Origin of the sequence: Pseudomonas delhiensis (genome assembly GCF_900187975.1) — a bacterium.
Classification (GTDB): Bacteria; Pseudomonadota; Gammaproteobacteria; order Pseudomonadales; family Pseudomonadaceae; genus Pseudomonas; species Pseudomonas delhiensis.
Genome location: NZ_FZPC01000009.1, coordinates 29,967 through 50,046 on the forward strand (window position 1 = coordinate 29,967; position 20,080 = coordinate 50,046).

The window sequence follows — 20,080 nt, forward strand, 5'->3', positions numbered from 1 at the left end:
CAGGCCCCTGAAATGACGAAGATCACCCATTTACCTGCCGATGACAAAAGCTGTGGCTGGTACCACCTGAGCAAGGCCAGACAACCCAGGCCCGCGCATACCGGCCAGACTTCGGCGCCTTGGGTGATCGTCGGAGCGGGCTTCACCGGGCTGGCCGCGGCGCGCCAGCTGGCGTTGCACTTCCCCCATGAGGAAATCGTCCTGGTCGAGGCCCAGGAAGTGGGCTTCGGCACCTCCGGGCGCAATGCCGGCTTCGCCATCGACCTGCCCCATGACATCGGCGCCGACGACTACATCGGCGACATCGACATCGCCAGGACCAGCCTCAAGCTCAACCTGATGGGCCAGGACCTGCTGCGCGATCAGGTGGAACGGCACGGCATCGATTGCCAGATGAAAGCCTGCGGCAAATATCAGGCGGCCATCGAGGACCGCGGCATCGCCGTGCTGGAAGCCTATCGCCGCGGCCTGGACCGGCTCGGCCAGGCCTACGAGATGATCGAGGCCGACGCGCTGCCCGAGCACATCGGCACGCATTTCTACCGCAAGGCCCTGTTCACCCCCGGCACCGTGCTCATCCAGCCCTCCGCCCTGGTCAAGGGCCTGGCGGACAGCCTGCCGGCGAACGTCAGCCTCTACGAGAACACCCCCATCACCGAGGTGGAGTACGGCGACAAGGTCGTGCTCCGGCACGCCCATGGCAGCTTCGTCGCCGACCGCCTGGTGCTCACCAACAACGCCTTCGGCATGAGCTTCGGCTTCCTGCGCGGCAAGATGCTGCCGATCTTCACCTACGCCAGCATCACCCGCCCGCTGACCGCCGAGGAACAGGCGAGCCTCGGCGGCAAGCCCTACTGGGGCGTCATCCCGGCGGACCCGTTCGGCACCACCGTGCGCCGCACGCCCGACAACCGCCTGCTGATCCGCAACAGTTTCAGCTTCAACCCCGACGGGCGCAGCAACGCCAAGTACCTGGAGCGCTTCGTCAACCGCCACCAGGCCTCCTTCGCCAACCGCTTCCCGATGCTGCCCGAGGTCGATTTCGAATACACCTGGGGCGGCGCGCTGGCCCTGTCGCGGAACCATTCGGGCTACTTCGGGCAACTGGCCGCCAACGTCTATGGCGCGCTTTGCTGCAACGGCCTGGGTGTTACCCGCGGCACGGTCACCGGCAAGCTCCTGGCCGACTGGCTGGCCGGCGAGCGCAGCGAGCTCATCGACTTCCTGCTGAACTCGCCGGGCCCCAATGCCAACCCGCCGGAGCCGTTCCTCTCCGCGGGCGTCAACCTGAACCTGAAATGGGGGCAATACCGCGCCGGCAAGGAAAGCTGAGCCCCGCCGGTCATTTGCCAGGGAACGTCCGGCCGAGATTGGCCGCACGACACGATTCCCGGCGTGCAGACCTGAAGCCGCAGCGATGCGTACCCGCCGGCCGAAGCGCCTTCGGCTGCCGGGCGCGCGCTGCGGCTTCCGGGAAACCTGAAACGAGGAAAACAATGACAATTACGACTCCATCCATCGAAGACGTTCCCCTCAACGGCTTCCACAAGCTACTGACGATCCGCTCCGGCGGCGGCTCCTTCGTCGATGGCTACGTGCTCAGCATCATCGGCGTGTCCATGGTGCAGATGACCACGGCCCTGGGCCTGAGCGCGCTCTGGCAGGGCCTGATCGCCGCCGCGGCGCTGATCGGGATCTTCTTCGGCGGCTTCGTCGGCGGCTGGCTGACCGACCGCTTCGGGCGCAAGCGCATCTTCTTCGTCGGCCCTACCCTGTTCATCCTCAGCTCGGTGGCGCAGTACTGGGTGGACTCGGCCCTGGCGCTGTTCCTGCTGCGCCTGCTCATCGGCGTCGGCGTGGGCATCGAATACCCGGTCGCCACCTCCCTGCTGGTGGAGTTCCTGCCGAAGAAATACCGCGGCCCCCGCCTGGCCACCCTGACCATCCTCTGGTTCGCCGGCGCCGCGCTGGCCTACATGGTCGGCAACTACCTGCTCAAGCATGGCGGCGACGACGCCTGGCGCCTGGTGCTGGCCAGCGCCTCGGTGATAGGCGCGGCGCTGTTCCTGGTGCGCCTGGGCACCCCGGAGTCGCCGCGCTGGCTGCTGGGCAAGGGCCGCGCGGCCGAGGCCGAGCAGGTCATCAAGGCGGTCTACGGGCCGGCCTTCTCGCTGAAGAACCTGCCCGAGCAGCCCAAGCAGAAGAAGCTCTCGGTGTGGAACCTGCTGCACTCGGGCTATGGCAAGCGCATGCTGTTCGTCAGCATGTTCTGGACCTGCTCGGTGATCCCGGTGTTCGCGGTCTACGCCTTCGCGCCCAAGGTCCTGCTGGCGCTGAACCTCGCGGGTGACTGGGCCGCCTTCGGCTCGGAGGCCATCACCCTGCTGTTCGTGGTGGGCTGCATCATCGCCACCAGGCTGATCAACGTCGTCGGCCGGCGCAGCATGCTCATCTACAGCTTCCTCTGGTCCGGCCTGGCGCTGCTCGGCCTGGGCGCCTTCCACGCCTCGTCCGAAGTGGTGATCCTCGTGCTGTTCGGCGCCTACGCCCTGTTCATCGGCGGCGCCCAGGTGCTGCAGCTGGTCTACCCGAACGAGCTGTTCCCCACCGAGATCCGCGCCTGCGCGGTCGGTGTCGGCACCTCGCTGTCGCGGGTCGGCGCCGCGGTCGGCACCTACCTGGTGCCCATGTCCCTGGACGGCCTGGGCATCGCCCAGACCATGTACGCCGCCGCGATCGTCACCCTGGTCGGCCTACTGTTCGCCTGGGCGCTGGCCCCGGAAACCCGCTCGCTCAACCTGCAGCAGGCGGCCTCGCTCACCTGATACCGGGCCGCCGCGCCGGCAGGCGCGGCGGCCGACCACCACAACCCCACTGGAGAACACGGCATGAAATTCGAAGGCATCTACACCCCGGCAATCACCCCCCTGGCGGCCGACGGCCAGATCGACCACCAGGCCTTCGCCGAAGTGCTGGAATACCTGATCGCATCGAAGGTCCACGGCATCATCATCGGCGGCTCCACCGGCGAGTACTACGCCCACACCGCCCAGGAGCGCTTCGACCTGGCCGCCAAGGCCAGGGACGTCATCAACGGCCGCCTGCCGCTGATCGTCGGCACCGGCGCCATCCGCACCGAGGACTCGGTGGCCTACGCCAAGGCGGCCAGGGAGATCAAGGCCGACGCCATCCTGGTCGGCTCGCCGCCCTATGCCCTGCCCACCCAGCAGGAAATCGCCGACCACGTGCTGGCCGTCGATGGCGCCGCCGGCCTGCCGATCATGCTGTACAACTACCCGGGGCGCATGAGCGTGGACATGGGCGAGGAGTTTTTCGCCGCCGTCGCCGGCTGCCAGAACATCGTCGCCATCAAGGAAAGCTCCGGCTCCACCGCCCAACTGCACCGCCTGGCCTGCAAGCACCCGCGGATCGCGCTGTCCTGCGGCTGGGACGACCAGGCCCTGGAGTTCTTCGCCTGGGGCGCGCGCAGCTGGGTCTGCGCCGGCTCCAACTTCATCCCCAGCGAGCATGTCGCCCTGTACGAAGCCTGCGTGCTGCAGAACGACTTCACCAAGGGCCGCCGCATCATGGCGGCGATGATGCCGCTGATGGACTTCCTGGAAAGCGGCAAGTTCGTCCAGTCGATCAAGTACGGCTGCGAGCTGGCCGGCCTGCGCAGCGGCGGCGTGCGCGCCCCGCTCAAGGGCATGACCGAGGCCGAGAAGGCCGAGCTGAAAGAGATCGTCGCCGTACTCAAGCGCGAAGTCGCGCGCATCACCGAGGGCACCCACAATGGCTGAACTGCTGAGCAAGGCGGAATACGCCGCCATCGCGGCCGAACTGCGTTTCCCCACCCGGGCTTTCATCGACGGCAACTTCCGTGACGCCGTCTCCGGCCGCACCTTCGCCACCACCAACCCGGCCACCGGCGAGTTGCTTGCCAACATCGCCGCCTGCGATGCCGAGGACGTCAACCTGGCCGTGGCCGCCGCGCGCCTGGCCTTCGAGGACGGCCGCTGGAGCAAGCGCTCGCCGGGCGAGCGCAAGGCGGTGATGCAACGCTTCGCCCAGCTGCTCGAAGACCACGCCCACGAGCTGGCGGTGATGGAGAGCCTGGACAGCGGCAAGCCGGTGCGCGAATGCCAGAACATCGACGTGCCGGAGACCATCCATACCCTGCGTTGGCACGCCGAGCTGATCGACAAGATCTACGACAGCACCGCGCCGGTGGGCTCCGGCGCCGTGACCATGGTGGTGCGCGAGCCCATCGGCGTGGTCGGCCTGGTGCTGCCGTGGAACTTCCCGCTGCTGATGCTGGCCTGGAAGATCGGCCCGTCGCTGGCCGCCGGCTGCTCCATCGTGGTCAAGCCGGCCAAGGAGACCACCCTTACCGCCCTGCGCGTCGCCGAGCTGGCGCACCAGGCCGGCATCCCCGCCGGCGTGTTCAACGTGGTGCCCGGCGGCGGCAAGGACGCCGGCGAGCCCATCGGCCGCCACCCGGACGTGGCCATGGTCAGCTTCACCGGCTCCACCGAGACCGGCCGCCTGTTCCTCAAGTACGCCGCGGAATCCAACCTCAAGCGCGTGGTGCTGGAGTGCGGCGGCAAGAACCCGGCGGTGGTGATGAACGACGTGGAAGACCTCGACCAGGTCGCCCAGCACGTGGTCAACGGCGCCTTCTGGAACATGGGCGAGAACTGCTCGGCCTCCTCGCGCCTGATCGTCCACGCCGACATCAAGGACGCCCTGCTCGAACGCATCGGCGTGCACATGCGCGAGTGGAAACTGGGCGACCCGCTGGACCCGCAAAACCGCCTCGGCGCCCTGGTCAGCAAGGCCCACTTCGAGAAGGTGCGCTCCTACATCGAGCAGGCCCGCAACGAGCGCCTGGACTTCGTCTACGGCGGCCAGACCCAGGGCGACATCTTCGTCGAGCCCACCGTGGTCGACGACGTCGACCCGCAGAGCCGGCTGTTCCGCGAGGAAATCTTCGGCCCGGTGCTGTCGGTCACCCCCTTCACCGACATCGACGGCGCCATCGACCTGGCCAACGACACCGTCTACGGCCTGGCCGCCTCGGCCTACACCGGCAGCCTGCGCAACGCCCTGCGCCTGGCCCGGGAAATCCGCGCGGGCATCGTCACCGTCAACTGCTTCGGCGAGGGCGACGCCTCGACGCCCTTCGGCGGCTACAAGGAGTCCGGCTTCGGCGGGCGCGACAAGTCGGTCTGGGCCCACGACCAGTACACCGAGATCAAGACCATCTGGATCGACGCCTCGTGATACCCGCGACACCCCCTTGAACCGACCCGCAGTACAGCCCCCAGCGCCGCCCGGCGCCGGGGGCGTTTGCCCTGCGGATGGGGCTCGGACGTTTCTCTGGAAATCCGTAGGGCGCATGACTGCTCGCGGTTATCCGCCGTCGGCCGTGCTACCGGGGTGTTCGGCGTGGCCGGTGGGGCCAATCGCGGACAGAGTCCGCTCCTACGTCCGTGCTCGACCGTAGGGCGAATAACCGTTCGCGGTTATCCGCCGTTGGCCGGAACGCCGGTGCCCTACGGGTTGGAAAGAGGCGGCGCAGCCTGCAAGGCAGTTGCTCCTACGGCCAACCGTAGCTGCCTTGCCGGCGAGGACGGGAGGCCGGCCCCGGCCTCCCGTCGCCGCTCACGCGGATATCAGGCGCCCTGCTCCACCGCGCCGGAGCGCGCGGCTGCCGCGGCATGCCGGCGGGCGTTGATGTTGCCGACCAGCAGGATGACCACCGCCAGCGCCAGCGTGGAAGTCACCTCCAGGCGGTGTTCCGGCATCACGAACATCACCCCCAGGGCGAACACGATGAAGCCGATGACCGCCCAGGTCAGCCAGGGGAACAGCCACATCCTGAAGGCGATCTCGGCGTTGCGCTTTTGCAGCAGCGAGCGCATGCGCAACTGGGAGAAGGCGATGACCAGGTACACCAGCAGGGCGATGGAGCCGGAGCTGGCCAGCAGGAAGGCGAACACCTGGGCCGGGGCGAAGAAGTTCACCGCCGTGGTCAGCATGCCGATGAAGGTGCTGGCGATGACCGCCGCCCGCGGCACGCCGGCCGCCGAAGTGCGGCGGAGGAAGGCCGGCGCATCGGAACGCTTGGCCAGGGAGAAGATCATCCGCGAGGAAATGTAGATCGACGAGTTCAGGCAACTGGCCACCGCCACCAGCACCACCATGTCCACCAGGAACTTCGCGTAGGGGATGTGCATCACCTCCAGCGCGCGCTGGTAGGAGCCCTGCACCGGCAGCAGCGGGTCGTTCCAGGGCACCACCGAGATGATCACGAAGATCGACAACAGGTAGAACACGCAGATGCGCCAGATCACCGAGCGGGTGGCCTTGGCGATGTTCCGCGCCGGGTCGCTGGACTCGGAGGCGGCGATGGTCACCGCCTCGGTGCCGAGGAAGCTGAACATGGTGGTCAGCAGCGCGCCGATGATCGCCGTCCAGCCATTGGGCATGAAGCCGCCGTTGCTCGCCATCAGCTGCGCCAGCCCGCTCACCTCGCGGCCGGGCAGGCCGCCGGCCAGGGCCGCGCAGCCCAGGGCGATGAACAGCACGATGGCGATCACCTTGAGCATGGCGAACCAGAACTCGAATTCGCCGTACTTGGCCACGCTGAACAGGTTGGTGGTGGTCAGCAGCACGGTCATCGCCAGGGCGAAGAACCAGGCCTCGACCTGCGGGAACCAGTTGTTCAGCACCACGCCGGCGGCGATCGCCTCGATGGGGATCACCAGCACCCAGAACCACCAGTACAGCCAGCCGATGGTGAAGCCGGCCCAGCGGCCGATGGCCTGGTCGGCATAGGTGGAGAAGGAGCCGGTGTCGGGGCTGGCCACCGCCATCTCGCCCAGCATGCGCATCACCAGCACCACCAGGGTGCCTGCCAGCACGTAGGCCAGGATCGCCGCCGGCCCGGCAGCGGCGATCGCATGCCCCGAGCCGACGAACAGCCCTGCGCCAATCACCCCGGCGATCGAGAGCATGGTGACGTGCCTCGGCTTGAAGCCTTGCGCGAGTTCGCCATTACGGATTTGCGTTCTTGTCGTTGTCATCCTGAGGCCTCTTTGGTCTTGTTATATCCATGTGCAAGACCGGCCGCCGGGGCCGCATTGCACGAACCCAAGCTAGTTCACGTTCGCAGCCGTGCAGTTGTTCAAACACGCCACTTCCTTGACCAGTCCCGACATGGACGGCCGCAGCGAAGCGTCGCCACCCTCCCCGCGCCCTGCCCCGCGCTCTGGAAAAACCTTTTATCTCTTTTAAAACAAATACATAGCCACGCGTATATCCACCGGCATATGGACACCCCCCAGGGCCTGTCCCTAGCGTGGAACCCCACGGCAATCCCACACCAACGACAAGCAGGAGAAACCCATGGGACGACTGAACGGCAAAGTGGCGCTGATCACCGGTGGCGCGGGCGGCTGCGGCCTGGCCGCTTCCGAACTCTTCGCCCGCGAGGGCGCCAAGGTCGCCCTGCTCGACCTGCCGCGCAGCGACGGCAAGGCCGTGGCCGAGCGGATCAACGCGGCCGGCGGCACGGCGCTGTTCGTGCCCGCCGACGTCTCCGTCGCCGAGCAGGTCGAGCGCGCAGTGGCGCAGGTGGAGGAACGCTTCGGCGCCATCACCGTGCTGATGAACCACGCCGGCACCCTCCACGTCGGCCCCTTCCTGGACACCCGGGAGAGCGACTGGGACCGGCTGATGAACATCAACGTCAAGAGCATGTTCCTGGTGACCCGCGCGGTGCTGCCGAAGATGATCGAGGCCGGCGGCGGCAGCATCATCTGCACCTCGTCCATCTCCGGCGTGGTCGGCACCCCCATGGAGGTCCTGTACTGCACCACCAAGGGCGCCTGCCACATGTTCGCCCGGGCGATCTCGGTGGAGTTCCGCGACCGCAACATCCGCAGCAACGCCATCTGCCCCGGCTTCATCGGCACCGCCCACGGGCGGCGCGAGCTGGACCTGCTGCGCGAGTTCGGCACCGAGGTCTCCGACGAGGCGCTGCAGGCCATGCAGGGGCGCCTGTGCGACCCCCGCGAGGTAGCCTCGGCGGCGCTGTTCCTGGCCAGCGACGACGCCAGCTTCGTCAACGGCGCCCACCTGTTCGTCGACAACGCCTACACCGCGGCCTGACCGCCCCGAGCCCGGGCGCGCGCAACTCCAACGACACCCGGCTCGCGAACACTTAGCTCTGCCAATAGACAATAAACCTACAAGAGACAGAGGCAGCTAATGGAAAACATCGGCACGTACGTCATCTACATCATCATGGCTTGCGCCGTGGTCGGGGCCATCGCCTCCCTGCTCGACGCCGAGTCGGAACTGGGCAAGGAATTCAACGCCGGCATCCACAGCATCGGCCCGATCTTCATCCCCGTCGCCGGCATCATGGCCGCGATCCCCTTCATCTCCAGCTTCATCAGCCACTACGTGGGCCCGCTGTTCACCGCGCTGGGCGCGGACCCGGGCATCGCCGGGGCGATCTTCATCGCCTCGGACCTGGGCGGCTACCAGCTGGCGCAGGCCCTGGCCCACGACCCGGAAGGCTGGATACTCGGGCTGATCACCGGCTTCCAGTCCGGCTCGACCATCATCTTCGTCATCCCGGTGGGCCTGGCCATGCTCGCCAAGGCCGACCACAAGTACATGGCCCTGGGCATCATGGCCGGGCTGCTGAGCATCCCCATCAGCATCGTGTTCATCGCCATGGGCATGCAGTTGCTCGGCCTGGGCGTGCGCCCGGACATCGCCACCAGCGGCGCCGCCACCCTGCAGCTGCACTTCGACCTGGCGATGCTGCTGCGCAACCTGCTGCCGCAGATCCTCTTCTGCATCGCCCTGGCCGCCGCGCTGCGCTACGTGCCGGGGCTGATGGTGCGGCTGTTCCTCAGGCTGGGCAGCATCATGTACGCGGCGGTCACGCTGATCCTGGTGGCGTCCATCGTCGAGTACTTCACCGGCTTCTTCAGCGCCAACTTCGGCAGCTGGGGCTTCGCCCCCATCATCGCCGACAAGCAGGACCAGTTCCGCGCGCTGGAGATCGCCGGCTACGTGGGCATCATGCTCTGCGGCGCCTTCCCGATGGTCTACCTGATCAAGCGCTTCCTCTCCCGCCCCATCGAGCACGTGGCCTCGCGCCTGGGCCTGTCGCCGGTGGGCGCGGCGGGCATCCTCGCCGCCTCGGCGAACATCCTCGCGATGTTCCGCCTGGTGGCCGACATGCCGCCCAAGGACAAGGTCCTGGTCATCGCCTTCGCGGTCAGCGCGGCCTTCACCTTCGGCGACCACCTGGCCTACTCGGCGAACTTCCAGCCGAGCTTGATCCTGCCGCTGATCGTTGGAAAACTCGCAGGTGGCCTGGTCGGCATGCTCCTGGCCTACTGGCTGGCGGTGCCCAAGGCGCAGCAGCTGGGCAGCCAGGAAGCACCGCAGGACGCCCTGCGCGCCTCGGCCGGGCTGTCCTGAGGCACCCGCGCAGGGGCGCCCCGCGGCGCCCCTGCCAGGCCCTGGCGCCCGCCGCCCGCAACCCGGGCGGCGCGGCAATACCGGCTCACCACAGGCAACACGGCGCCATGACGCAGCCCTCCATGAACAGCCAGGACGCGAACAAGCTGGCGGACGCGATAGCCGCCGTCGGCACCGAAAAGCTGGGGCATGCCCTCTGCTCGCTGCTGAGCGGCGACATCGGCTTCGACATGAGCTGCGCCTACCTCTTCCGCTTCGACCGCAACGCGCAGCTGCTGCACGACGGCTACAACGGCCAGGTGTCGGCGAAGACGCTGGAAGCCTACGCCCGCGGCGGCTACCTGCTCGACCCCTTCTACGTGGCCAGCATGAACCGCCACCCGGCCGGCCTGTGGCGCATGAGCGACCTGGCGCCGGACAGCTTCTTCTCCTCCGGCTTCGCCATCTCCCGCGACCTGCACCCCTGCGTGTCCTCCACCCACGGCACCCTGGTCGAGGAAATCGGCTACATCATCCACCTGCAGCCGCGCACGGCCATCGTCTTCTCGCTGATGAAGGCCCAGGACCACGGTCCTTTCGACCCCGCGGAAATCCAGCGGCTCGAAACCCTCTCGCCGGTCATCGGCTCGCTCTGGGAACTGCACTGGCGCAACGCCCCGAAGAGCGCCGACGCCATCGCCGACAACCCCGAAAGCGAACTGGAAAGCGCCTTCGTCGACATCCTCCAGGGCCAGCTGACCGACGCCCAGCGCTACATCGCCAAGCTCCTCCTGCAGGGCCACAGCAACGCCTCCATCGCCCGCCTGCTGGGCATCTCCGAAGGCACCGTGAAGGTCCACAAGCACAACATCTACCAGCGCCTGGAAATCTCCAGCAACTCCGACCTGTTCCGGTTGTTCATCGGCTACATCGCGCAATCGGCGAGGTAGGTAGTGCTCACCCTGCCGGTGGGGAAGGCGCCCGGCCCCGTAGGGCGCATGACGCCTACGGCGTTATCCGCCATCGTCCGCGGGCTTCAGGCGTAGTCGATGATGCCAAGCTGCTTCGCCATGAACAGTTCGTTCCGCTCGACGATTTCCTCGACAACCTTCCCCTGTGCGTCGAAGCGGAAGTACGTCAGGGCCGTCCAGGCCACGTCCTTGCCTTCAACATCGTAACCATGCCATGTGTTGGAGCCGGTAGCGTTATGCGTCAAGGCGACAACGACGACATCCTCCGTGACGACCTCCTTGGAAAATCTGGTCGTTATCGTCTCGTAGCGGTCGAGAACATTTTCGCTCAAGGCTTGCTTGAAGTTCTCCAGGCCACGAATCGGAGCGTCGCAATCAGGCCGATGTACAACGACATCAGCGGCAAAGTAATCAGCGACCCTCTCCACGTCTTTCCCATCGACACAATATTTGAAGTAGTTCTTTACGGCTTCCAGATTCTTGATACTCATGCAGTATTACCTCCGTATTCCAGAAATAGAAAAGACAGCCGCAACCACGCATGCATGCAGCCTTGAAGTGCTGAAGACATGCATTGCCTGCAGTACTTTGATTTCCACGCGGTTAATTCACCCGGGCAAGCGCCAGTGCGGCCGGCACATTCTAAAAGTGCATTTTGATATTCGTAAATACATATTATAGTTAACGTGATATCGGCTTCAGGAATACCACATGACACTGGAAAGGCTGGAAAGATGGGCAACGGTCAGGCACTTCCGCCTGGCGATCGCGCTCTTCGAATACGGGAGCGTCTTGCACGCCGCGCGCTCGCTCAACCTCTCCCAGCCAACGGCGAGCAAGCTGCTGCAGGACCTCGAGGAAGCGGTGGGCTCCCAGCTCTACGTACGCAACCGCAGGGGCGTTACGCCCACCGACCTGGGCCGCGCGTTCGTGGAACGCAGCCGGATGGTCCTGGCGCAGTTGGACCATGTTTCCCAGGCGATCGAGGCCCTGGGAAAAGGGCATGCAGGACGTGTCGCGATAGGAAGCGTGTTGACCGGGTCGAGCTACCTGGTGCCGGCAGCCATCGCGCGGCTTTGGGCAAGCCGCCCGAGCGTGCGCCTCAAGATCGTCGAGGGGGTCAGCGGCGAACTCATTCCCCGGCTGATATCGGGTGAACTGGACTTCCTGGTTGGCAGGCTTTCCGATGTCAGTTCAAGTGCCGTCGTTGCCCAGGAGGCACTGTTCAGCGAGAACGCCATTATCGTTGCGCGGCGTAGCCACCCGCTCGCCCGGCAATCGAATGTCGAACTCGGGGAACTCGCTCGCGCAGCATGGATTCTCCCACCCCTGGAAACTACCCTGCGAAAGCAATTCGACAACATCTTCTACCAGGAAAATATCGAGCCACCCCACGCGACCATAGAGACGACGTCCTTCTTCAACATACTCTGGCTGTTGAAGCAGACCGACCTGCTCGGCATTCTCCCGCAGTCGGTGGCCTTCGACCCGGCGCACAGCAAGGACCTCGTTCGCCTCCCCGCCCTCGAGCCCCTGGTCCTGGAGCAGATTGGCATTTCACGCCTGGCGGGCACCGCCCTGTCGCCTGCCGCGTCGGCCCTGGTGGAGGCACTGCGGGAAGTGATGCGCAACACCTCGAAACCCCGAACCGATCCTTCCCCGGAGCAGCAGCCTTGATCAAGACGGGTACCTGACGGGCTGGATCCAGGCCATGGAGGATGTGCGAGGCGTGTCTTGCGCATCCTTGATCTGGGGCGATTGGCGTCGCGGGGCACTTTACTACTGAACAGTTGTTCAGTTATAAGTTCGCAACCTTCCGGCTCTGCGCGGCACCACCCTGCGGGGTCGATTTCCTTTGCCCGGCTCGGCTTGCCCGCCCTGTGTCGTGAATGAACTGGAGTGCTCCCATGCGAAGCCCATTGTTCAAGACCCGCATCACTGAAATGCTCGGCATTCGCCATCCCATCCTTTGCGGAGGCATGGGGCCCGGTCTCTCCGACGCGACCTATGTCGCGGCTGTAGTCAACGCCGGCGGAATGGGATTTATCGTGGCCGCCGGCTTCCCTGATCCGGAAGAATTTCGTGAGCAGCTGCGGAAGTGCCGCCAGCTGACTTTCGGAAAGCGGTTCGGCGTGAACCTCTACATTTCAGGGCAAGCCAAGGCGGCTGGGCGTCTGCAGGAGCAAGTGAAGATTCTCGCGGAAGAGGATGTCCTCTGCGTCGAGACTTCTGGCGCAAGTCCCGAAGGTATTCTTCCAGCCCTGCGGGATGCGGGTATCAAGGTGCTGCACAAGGTTCCCGCGGTCCGTTACGCGCGATCGGCTGAACGGCTTGGCGTGGATGCAGTGATCGTCGTCGGCAATGACTGTGGAGGCCATCCGGGGACTTATGGCATCAGCAGCATGGTCCAGGCGCCCCATGCCTCAAAGGAGATATCCATCCCGCTGGTGATTGGCGGAGGAATGGGAACCGGCCGCCAGTTGGCTGCCACGCTCATGATGGGGGCGGACGCCGTCCTGATGGGTTCGAGGATGCTGGTCTCCGAGGAACTGTGGATCCACCGCCGATACAAGGATCTGCTGGTTGAAAGCGATGGTACCGATAGCGTCGTTGTAAAGACCGGGCTGCGGCAGCATCACAGGGTGCTGAACAACGAAAGCGCAAAAGCAGTTGCAGCCCTGGATGCGACGGGCACCAGCGACTTCGAACGCTACCGCCCACACGTCATGGGGGCGCTGACCACCCAGGCATACCTGACCGGCGACAGTAGCCTTGGCATGCTCGACTATGGCCCGTCAGTGGTATTTGCCGATGCCGTACAGCCGGTGGAAGCCATCTTCGATGAAGTTCTCGACGATGCGCGGCAGGCGATGCTTCGCTTTGAAGGGCTCTGCCGCCAGGCCTGAACGTCCGCTGCGGGTCGAAACCAACGTCAACAATCGATCCGCCCGCCCCTTCGTTGAGCGCCCACGCAGGTACGGCGAGAACGCCGGATACCCGCGGGCGTTACCCATGCGCCGGCATTTCTGCCGTTGCATCGAAGGCCGAGATCTATGCCCCAGGGCTAATCAACCGCCGCAGCCATGTCCACATTGGCAGCCATCTTTCTTGCGCAGAATTTCGTAGAGTTCGTCCTTGAGCTGCAGCTTCTGCTTCTTCAGCGACTCGATGGTGTCGTGGGTTGCGGGAGTGATGCCAGCTTCCATGTTCTTGATCTCCTGGTCGAGATCGTTGTGGCTGTGGAAGAGCTTTGCAAAATGCGGATCCTCGGTCTTGAGGCGGGAAATCTTTTCGCGGAACTCGGGAAACATGAGGGTTCTCCAGGAGAGTGAAAAAAGCACTTTGCAGGATCCTGGTTGGGCCAGTGTTGAGGTAGATCACTGAAGACGCCGCAAAGAAAAGGCGTGTCCGCGCCTGGCCGGTTTCCGCCGGCCCCCACCGACTGCCTCGAGCCGAAAACCAGAGCCAACAATCGATCCGCCCTCCCCGTCGTTGAGCGCCCACGCAGATACGGCGAGAACGCCGGCTGCCCGCGGGCGTTACAATGGCGCCAACGCCGATTTCCCGATCGGGCATGCCCGGAGCCAGCTTCAGATGTTCACCCTTGCAAACCTCGACACGCCGCCGCCCGAATCCCTGAAGAGCCAGGTTCTGCAGATGGTGGTGGACTACTTCAGCGACATCAGCCCGGTGCCGCTGACGCCCAGCAATCCGCTCTATCAGTTGTACCAGTACGTGATCGGCTACGAGGTGCACCTGTACCTGCAGGCCATGAACGGCACCCCGGAGGGCCCCGCGCGGCTGATCCTGGCGCTGGACGACGACGATCCCTCCCGGGTGCTGGGTTTTGCCCTGTACCTGCCGAGCCGGGATGATGCCGAGGCCTGCACGCTGGCCTACCTGGCCGTCAAGGCCAGCCACCGCCGCCGCGGCATTGCCCGGGCCATGTTGCGGCGGATGGTCGAGCACCGGCCCCACGCCGAGCTGGCCTGCGTAGCGGGCAAGGTGCCGGTCTTCGAGTCGATGGGCTTCCGGGTACTGGCGGCGCAGGGGCCGCAGGTGCTGCTGAACACCCGCGACCACCGCTCGGACGGCATGGTGGCGGTACAGGACCTGGCGCCGATCTACCAATCCAGGGAAGTGCGGCAGATCCACGCCTACCTGCTGCAGCAGCGCGGCAAGAAGGCCATGAGCGACGCCGAGGACAAACGCGACCGCCTGCTCGACCAGTTGGCGTATCAGGCTCAGGCATTGGTGGAAGAGCGTTTCCCTACGCTTCACTGAGGGGTGATTGTCCTGACTTGAATGTCCGTTTCCGGCCTGAAGCGGACATACAGCAACTGCAGGGTTTACCCAATCCCGGCACAGCCCAAACGGCTTTGTAGCCTCACTCCAACCCGTCCTTCGCCCTGATGCGGCGCTTCGAGAGAGTGGTGACTGATGAACAGGAAGTGTTTGCGACGCCCGCGGCGTAGACACAGAGCCCGCGTAGGCTAGTTACTCATAGGCAGGAATCAACATGTCATGGATGTCTAGATACGCTCCTGCAGTTACTCCTCCCGCAGTTTTCCTTGCGATCTGGAAGCTAGGAACGTTCGCCTATCACCACTTTGATTGCCATGGGAGCATCAAAGGCCTCGCCCCTTGCTCAGCGGGCAGCTTTGACCTATTGCCTTGGCTAGGCCTCGGCATGTTCTGGAGCCCAATCCTATTTTGGCTATCGCTACCTGTTTCGGCATTCTTCCTGATAGATGCAGGGGCAAAACATATTGGCTCAAGGCGGGGCGTACAATAAAACGCAACTGAGTGAGTCCGCTCTGGGTCGATTGCTACCGGTGACCATGGTTCGCCCTGGATAAACGAACCATGCGCCGCTTTCCGCCAGAACCCGCCCGTCATCCGGGCCTGGGGGACTCAAGGTGCCCTGGCACTGCCACCCCGACAGCGCGTTCGATTGGGGATGGCACGAAGAATGTCCCGAACCGGAGCCCCACAATCAGCCTCTGCACCAGCAGTTCGAACAGCCTGGCCAGGCACGGCAGGTCGAAGTGCGCGGTCATGCGTTCGGTCGAATCCCAGTACCCGGTGAGGATCCAGGTGTCGCCAGGGCCGCTTTTGCAGGCCAGGCGGTAGGCAGCACAGCCAGAGGTGCGGTTCAAGTTCGCCAGCAACGCTTCCAATCTCGTTCGCAGCACCGCTGCCGAGCCGCTGGCTGGCCTGATCTCGACGGTGCTGATTGCAACTAGGCACATGGACGTCATCTCCTGCCGCTTACCGGCCCAGTAACTTGCGCGCCAACTCCAGGCCTTCCTCCCGGGTAGCGACGACCAGCAATGGGTAGCCCCAGAACGCTTCGAACTTGCCCGCAAACAGTTCGGCTGCCTTCTGCCTGGCGAGATCCGGCTCGATGAAAATCTGCGCCTTGACGAACGACCGCAAGGCGGCCTTGTGGCGTTTCATCCAAAGGGACAACTGTTTTCTTTCTTCGTGGGAATGTTCGTGCTCCTCCTGTTGCGCTCGTTCATCCAGCAGGACGAAGGGTTCCGCACGCGCCAGCAATGCTTCGAAAGCCTTGAATCCCTCGTCGTCGGTGTGAATCCCGGATGCGCCAACCTTCATCCAGACCAGCGGAAAGTGTGTGGAATCGATAACCATGCGAGCCGTCCCCTGCGTTGAGGTGGGTGGCGCCCTGGACACAGGGCGCCATCAATTCACCTGCAAGATAACTAGCCCGGCTGAAGTGCGTCATTGCACAATCTAGCCACACTGTTTCTCATTTCAGCCAACAGCTTCGGGGAAGCGTCATGGACTCCACTACCGCTGAGGACCCATCGCTCACGTGGGACATCGATAGCATCGCGCGCCAGGTCACTGCGCTGAATGCATCGCAGGTTGCCAAGGACTGGGAGCATGCGCTTCACCACCATCGCAAGGCGCAGTTGATCTATTCGGTGCGCGGGATTCTCAACTGCGAGGTGGACAGGGGCGTGTGGATCGTTCCGCCACAGTGCGCAATCTGGATTCCCGGAGACATGCCGCATTCGACCCGGGGCTCGGGAGAAACCGAGTGCTATTGCCTGTTCGTCGAACCGGACGCGATCGAAGGCCTGCCTACCCAGTGCTGCACCCTCTCGGTCTCGCCCCTGCTGCGCGAGCTGCTGCTCAAAGCGACGGGATTCGAGCAGCTGTACGCCGAGAACGGCCCGGAGGCGCGCTTGATCGCCGTGTTGCTGGACGAGTTGCGAGATGCCCCCATCGAGCACCTGCATTTGCCGATGCCGCAAAACCAGCGCCTGCGCCAGCTCGCGCAAATGCTGCTTGCCGATCCTTCGAGCAAGACGTCGATGGCTGAATGGGCCAAATGCATCGGCATGAGCGAACGCAGCATGAGCCGCCTGCTGATGCAGGAAGTCGGCATGAGTTTCGGCCGGTGGCGCCGGCAGTTGCACATCATCCTTTCGCTGCGGCGCCTGACCAACGGGGAGAGTGTGCAGGCGGTTGCACTGGACCTGGGCTACGAAAGTGCCAGCGGCTTCGTGACCATGTTCCGCAAGGCGATGGGCAAGCCACCGGCGCGCTACCTGCTCGAGCGTGCAGCCACTGCGGGGAGCGCTGGTGATGCCACGCCTGGGAGTGGCATCGTGCTGGCGCCTTGAGCGTCGGGTTGGGCAGGTTAAGCGTCACGATCGACGGTTCGTCCTGGATAAGCAAACCATGGTTCTCTTTCGTCAAAGTGCGGACGTCGCGAACCCGTACCGATAGAAGAAGAAAGCCAACTGGGCCTGCATCGCCGGGAATGGGGTATGTTGCTGCCTCTATGCTTTCGCACCGGCCCGCCATTACCGCTTGAGTATTCGATGCTGATCTCCACCCTTTCCAACGGTCGATCAATAACAGCCTCCCCACAGGTCGAACCCCGTGTGCCATGGTGGAGTTTCACCAAAACGGTGTTAGCCGCGACCGCCCTGACCTTGGTACGCGACGGTCGACTCGCTCTGGATGCTGCGCTTCCTGAAGCCGCCTACACATTGCGTCAACTTCTACGCCACGAAGCAGGCCTCGCTGACTATGGCGAGCTTCCCGAGTACCACGCCGCCGTTGCCAATCATGAACCGGCGTGGCCCGCGGACGAGATGATGCAGCGCCTGGATGGCCACCGGCTCCGCTACAGCCCTGGAGCTGGCTGGCGCTACTCGAATGTGGGTTTCATGCTTGTCGCCAGGCTCATCGAACGTGCCGCAGACCTGCCGCTTGAAGAAACGCTCCGGCAGCAAGCCCTGGCCCCGCTCGGCATCTCGGCGGTTCGCTTCGCAACGGAACGCGCAGACCTGAACGGGGCGTACCTCGGCAATTCGTTGAATTACGACCCCGGCTGGGTCTACCACGGATTGCTGACGGGCCCTGTTTCGCAGGCCGCCCTTTTCCTGGATCGCCTGCTCGCCGGAGAACTGCTCCCTGCCAACCTGCTTCAGGAAATGCAGGCGACACGGACATTGGGTGGCCCAATGGCCGGCCGGCCGTGGGTCACGCCAGGATATGCCCTGGGCCTGATGCGAGGGACGATCGAGGGCGGCCTGACCCTGGCCGGGCATACCGGGTGTGGCCCCGGAAGCGTGGTGGCGGTCTATCGATGCGCAGTTGGAGAAACAGCCGCCTGCTGCGCAGTTTTCTCGACGGGGTCGGATGAGGGAAGTGTCGAAGCGCGGGCCGTACAGGAAATACGCGAGGCACTTGAGGTGGTGCGCTGAGACTTCGCAGGGTCTTGTCCGGTTTCCGATGAATATCACCCGCTCGCCCGATTCAACGTTCGCTCTGGGTCGTGAGCCGCCGCGGGCAGATGTCGCCCTGGCTCTTCTACCTGCCATGCATGGCGTTGGGAGGGGTGACTACGGCCCCGGTTCACGTCTACCATACGCCCACCCCGTATTGCCGCGGCTGCTGAACCCCGGTATTCACGAGGATATGACCATGGAAAGAACACGCGCCTGGAGACGCTCGCAGGCCCGCAGGCATGCTCCCGAAAAGGCGTTTCGCCCGCCGCGGCCCCGGCCGGAAAAGAACTGGAAGCTGTTGTACACCCGTGCCGACAAGCTGCTCAGGGCCCGCCAACTTGGCCTGGGTTATCCCATCCGCAGCATCCGCCAACTGCTGGATCAAGAGTGACCAGACTCCTTTTCATCTGCAGCCGAAATCAATGGCGTAGCCCCACCGCGGAAGCTATCTGGCGCCGCCGGCCCGGCTTCGAAGCGCGTTCGGCGGGCACCAGCCCGAACGCCCGCAAACCCATCGGCCCGGCGGATATCCGCTGGGCCGATGTGATCTTCGTGATGGAGCGCAAGCACCTGAATCGTCTACGGGCGGAATACGCCCGGCTGCTCGAACACAAGCGGCTTCACGTTCTGGATATTCCCGATGACTACCGCTTCATGGATCCTGAACTGGTGGACATGCTCGACGATATGGTGACGTCCTGCCTTGCCGTCCGCGACTAGACAGGCTGTACCCGAACCCCGGCGCTGAAGCCCATGCATACCCTGCTCCACTTCAAGGAAGAAGCCCTCGCCGAGTACCTGAACTCGGCGCTGAGAAGGCACGGGCTGGACTCGTATGTCTTCAATACCGGCGTCGGCCCGGATGGTGAGGCCATGTTCTCCATCGTCTGCCCCAATGTGAGTGAACTCGGGCAGGCGAGGTTTCTGATCTACAGCAGCCGGCACTTTCTCCGGGACATACATCCGGAGGCGGCGCGGGAGTTGCTGGAGATACGCCGGCAGAACAGGCAGCTTTTCCTGAAGCTGGCCACTTCCAGGCCCGCCCTGGTGGTGGCTGCGCTGGCCATGGCGGCCGCTGTGCTGGGCTACCTCTTCGGCCTGTGACGCGGGTTGCGGATTCACCTGAAATTTCCCACCCACATTCTCCCTTGTGGACCTACAAAGGCCGTCGCTAGATTCGCTCCCTGTCACGGTCAATCCCGTGGCCGGAGTGTCGCAGCCCCGTGTACCGTTGTATGTGCATAAAGCGCCAGAGCATGCTTGCACAGGCGCTTTTTCTTGCCTGCTGCATAGTGCAGCCATGGCGGATCGTGTGGGGCAGGCTTCGGCCTGGCCGGTTATATGCGCATCAACGGTGCCGGTACTGCGACCCCCGCACGGTCCGCCGCCCTCCTTCCGGGTTGGCGGCTCCTCCCCTCCCAGAAGGAGCAACGGAAATGCACTGCCGTTCTTGCCTTGCTGTGTTCGCCTTGCCGTCCTCCCTGCCCTGCGCCCCCGCCCTGGAGGTGTGCCATGGCTGATCGGAAACTGGTGCCGCTGCACCATCAGTCCTTCGACGATGTTCTGTTCGTGAATACCGGTGCGCCCGCGGCGCATCTGTACGATGCCGCCGTGCGCCGCCTGGCGGCGCTGGAAGACCTGTTGCACGTGCTGGAGTGCCACGATGGCGACGACGTGCTGGTGCAGGAGACTTCGCGGCTGGCTTCCGCGCTGGTGCCGCTGGCCGGTGAGGCGCGGCACCTGTACGAGCTGGCCCAGCTGCGGCTCGAGCATGGCGCCGGCTGATCACGCCGGTGCCTGCCCGCATGGCCAAAGGCCGGGGCCTGCACTTCTCCTGCGGGAGGTGGCGGG

At 64.6% G+C, this 20,080-nt stretch carries 21 protein-coding genes; 16 read left to right on the top strand and 5 right to left on the bottom strand.

The annotated features are described in order from the left end of the window. Positions 1–12: 12 nt before the first annotated feature. The 4 genes from CHC02_RS09800 to CHC02_RS09815 all read left to right on the top strand — a co-directional run bounded on the left by CHC02_RS09800 (position 13) and on the right by CHC02_RS09815 (position 5,283). Positions 13–1,332: an NAD(P)/FAD-dependent oxidoreductase gene (locus CHC02_RS09800; protein ID WP_089391286.1), complete on the top strand. Its 1,320-nt coding sequence runs from the start codon at positions 13–15 to the stop codon at positions 1,330–1,332. Between the two features lie 164 nt (positions 1,333–1,496). Next, positions 1,497–2,825 (top strand): MFS transporter, encoded by a 1,329-nt coding sequence (locus tag CHC02_RS09805; protein ID WP_089391287.1) that lies wholly within the window; start codon positions 1,497–1,499, stop codon positions 2,823–2,825. Positions 2,826–2,888: 63 nt separating this feature from the next. Next, entirely contained in the window at positions 2,889–3,800 is a 912-nt protein-coding gene (locus CHC02_RS09810; RefSeq protein WP_089391288.1) for a dihydrodipicolinate synthase family protein, read from the top strand. Beyond that, positions 3,793–5,283 (top strand): aldehyde dehydrogenase, encoded by a 1,491-nt coding sequence (locus CHC02_RS09815; RefSeq protein WP_089391289.1) that lies wholly within the window; start codon positions 3,793–3,795, stop codon positions 5,281–5,283. Before CHC02_RS09810 ends, CHC02_RS09815 begins: the two co-directional genes overlap by 8 nt. A gap of 392 nt (positions 5,284–5,675) precedes the next feature. On the opposite strand, the gene gabP is transcribed toward CHC02_RS09815, so the two are convergent. Then, positions 5,676–7,088, bottom strand: coding sequence for a GABA permease (gene gabP / locus CHC02_RS09820; RefSeq protein WP_089391290.1), 1,413 nt, complete (start codon positions 7,086–7,088; stop codon positions 5,676–5,678). Between the two features lie 322 nt (positions 7,089–7,410). On the opposite strand from gabP, the gene CHC02_RS09825 reads away from it, so the two are divergent. The 3 genes from CHC02_RS09825 to CHC02_RS09835 all read left to right on the top strand — a co-directional run bounded on the left by CHC02_RS09825 (position 7,411) and on the right by CHC02_RS09835 (position 10,436). Next, positions 7,411–8,175, top strand: coding sequence for an SDR family NAD(P)-dependent oxidoreductase (locus tag CHC02_RS09825; RefSeq protein ID WP_089391291.1), 765 nt, complete (start codon positions 7,411–7,413; stop codon positions 8,173–8,175). A 99-nt stretch (positions 8,176–8,274) separates the two neighbouring features. Further along, entirely contained in the window at positions 8,275–9,507 is a 1,233-nt protein-coding gene (gene eutH, locus CHC02_RS09830; protein WP_089391292.1) for an ethanolamine utilization protein EutH, read from the top strand. A gap of 122 nt (positions 9,508–9,629) precedes the next feature. Next, positions 9,630–10,436, top strand: a complete 807-nt coding sequence (locus CHC02_RS09835; protein WP_089391293.1) for a helix-turn-helix domain-containing protein — start codon at positions 9,630–9,632, stop codon at positions 10,434–10,436. 86 nt (positions 10,437–10,522) lie between these two features. Here CHC02_RS09835 and CHC02_RS09840 read toward each other — a convergent pair whose 3' ends face one another. Continuing rightward, a complete protein-coding gene (locus CHC02_RS09840) occupies positions 10,523–10,948 on the bottom strand; it encodes an ester cyclase (protein WP_089391294.1) in 426 nt (141 codons plus the stop codon). A gap of 220 nt (positions 10,949–11,168) precedes the next feature. Here CHC02_RS09840 and CHC02_RS09845 point away from each other — a divergent pair, with 220 nt between their 5' ends. After that, on the top strand, positions 11,169–12,134 hold the full coding sequence (locus CHC02_RS09845; protein WP_089391295.1) for a LysR family transcriptional regulator: 966 nt from the start codon (positions 11,169–11,171) through the stop codon (positions 12,132–12,134). A 230-nt stretch (positions 12,135–12,364) separates the two neighbouring features. Beyond that, a complete protein-coding gene (locus CHC02_RS09850) occupies positions 12,365–13,363 on the top strand; it encodes an NAD(P)H-dependent flavin oxidoreductase (RefSeq protein WP_089391296.1) in 999 nt (332 codons plus the stop codon). Between the two features lie 162 nt (positions 13,364–13,525). Here CHC02_RS09850 and CHC02_RS09855 read toward each other — a convergent pair whose 3' ends face one another. Beyond that, positions 13,526–13,768, bottom strand: a complete 243-nt coding sequence (locus CHC02_RS09855) for an HP1242/YdcH family protein (RefSeq protein WP_058488385.1) — start codon at positions 13,766–13,768, stop codon at positions 13,526–13,528. 283 nt (positions 13,769–14,051) lie between these two features. Between CHC02_RS09855 and CHC02_RS09860 the strand changes: the two genes are divergently transcribed. Then, on the top strand, positions 14,052–14,741 hold the full coding sequence (locus CHC02_RS09860) for a GNAT family N-acetyltransferase (RefSeq protein WP_089391297.1): 690 nt from the start codon (positions 14,052–14,054) through the stop codon (positions 14,739–14,741). A 611-nt stretch (positions 14,742–15,352) separates the two neighbouring features. On the opposite strand, the gene CHC02_RS09865 is transcribed toward CHC02_RS09860, so the two are convergent. After that, positions 15,353–15,709: an antibiotic biosynthesis monooxygenase gene (locus CHC02_RS09865; protein ID WP_089391298.1), complete on the bottom strand. Its 357-nt coding sequence runs from the start codon at positions 15,707–15,709 to the stop codon at positions 15,353–15,355. 19 nt (positions 15,710–15,728) lie between these two features. Beyond that, positions 15,729–16,112 carry a hypothetical protein gene (locus CHC02_RS09870; protein WP_089391299.1) on the bottom strand — a complete coding sequence of 128 codons (384 nt, stop codon included), beginning with the start codon at positions 16,110–16,112 and terminating at the stop codon, positions 15,729–15,731. Positions 16,113–16,261: 149 nt separating this feature from the next. Here CHC02_RS09870 and CHC02_RS09875 point away from each other — a divergent pair, with 149 nt between their 5' ends. The 6 genes from CHC02_RS09875 (at position 16,262) to CHC02_RS09900 (ending at position 20,014) form a co-directional block, all read left to right on the top strand. Next, the gene (locus CHC02_RS09875) at positions 16,262–17,113 is read left to right on the top strand and encodes an AraC family transcriptional regulator (protein WP_089391300.1); all 852 of its coding nucleotides are present in this window, start codon (positions 16,262–16,264) and stop codon (positions 17,111–17,113) included. 201 nt (positions 17,114–17,314) lie between these two features. Beyond that, positions 17,315–18,205 carry a serine hydrolase domain-containing protein gene (locus tag CHC02_RS09880; protein WP_089391301.1) on the top strand — a complete coding sequence of 297 codons (891 nt, stop codon included), beginning with the start codon at positions 17,315–17,317 and terminating at the stop codon, positions 18,203–18,205. Between the two features lie 220 nt (positions 18,206–18,425). Further along, positions 18,426–18,620, top strand: coding sequence for a hypothetical protein (locus CHC02_RS09885; protein ID WP_176450317.1), 195 nt, complete (start codon positions 18,426–18,428; stop codon positions 18,618–18,620). Further along, positions 18,617–18,949: a low molecular weight protein tyrosine phosphatase family protein gene (locus CHC02_RS09890; protein ID WP_089391303.1), complete on the top strand. Its 333-nt coding sequence runs from the start codon at positions 18,617–18,619 to the stop codon at positions 18,947–18,949. The genes CHC02_RS09885 and CHC02_RS09890 overlap by 4 nt, the downstream gene beginning before the upstream one ends. Positions 18,950–18,982: 33 nt before the next feature. Then, positions 18,983–19,333 carry a hypothetical protein gene (locus CHC02_RS09895; RefSeq protein WP_089391304.1) on the top strand — a complete coding sequence of 117 codons (351 nt, stop codon included), beginning with the start codon at positions 18,983–18,985 and terminating at the stop codon, positions 19,331–19,333. A 408-nt stretch (positions 19,334–19,741) separates the two neighbouring features. After that, positions 19,742–20,014, top strand: a complete 273-nt coding sequence (locus tag CHC02_RS09900) for a hypothetical protein (RefSeq protein WP_089391305.1) — start codon at positions 19,742–19,744, stop codon at positions 20,012–20,014. The last annotated feature ends 66 nt before the right edge of the window (positions 20,015–20,080 follow it).